Here is a 564-nt window from a genome sequence, read left to right as displayed (position 1 = left end):
GCATGCGAGCGCGCTACCGCCTGCTGAACCCGATCGTGCGGGCCCTGCGCGCCCGGCGCGGCGTCGCGTCCGGCGACAAGCCCGTCACCCGGAAGCCCGGGCAAGGTTGAGCCGAGCACGATGTCCTTCCTCCTCGCGACGGTGGTCGCCTTCGTCCTCTGCCTCGCGATCGAGTTCCGCTTCGGCGACGTGCCGGGGCGCGCGAGCCGCAGGCCCGGCGACCTCGCCATCCGGCTCGGCGCCTACGGGCTGATCCTGCTGTTCTGGTTAGTGTTCTCGTGGCGCCCGTGGCTCGCCGCGTCGAGCTGCGTGCTCACCGTCGCGATCCTCCACCTCGTCAGCCACTTGAAACGCGCGGTGATCGGCGAGCCGCTGGTGTTCAGCGACTTCGCGCTGCTGCCGCAGGTGCCGCGCCATCCGCAGCTCTACTACGTGCCGCCGGTCACCAGCCCGCGGATCGCCGTGCCGCTCCTGCTCGGGCTGGCCAACATCGCGCTGTGGTACCGGATCGAGCCGAGCCTGCTGCCCGCCTCCGCCGGCGGGGCCCTGGCCGCCGTCCTGGGC

Annotated in this window: 1 pseudogene; it reads left to right on the top strand. The window is 72.7% G+C overall.

The annotated features are described in order from the left end of the window. Positions 1 to 120: 120 nt before the first annotated feature. A pseudogene (locus FV223_RS29535) lies at positions 121 to 564 on the top strand (LTA synthase family protein); the annotation flags it as partial.

The sequence above is a fragment of the Methylobacterium sp. WL116 genome (assembly GCF_008039455.1).
Classification (GTDB): domain Bacteria; phylum Pseudomonadota; class Alphaproteobacteria; order Rhizobiales; family Beijerinckiaceae; genus Methylobacterium.
This window is presented reverse-complemented; position numbering and strand designations above follow the sequence as displayed.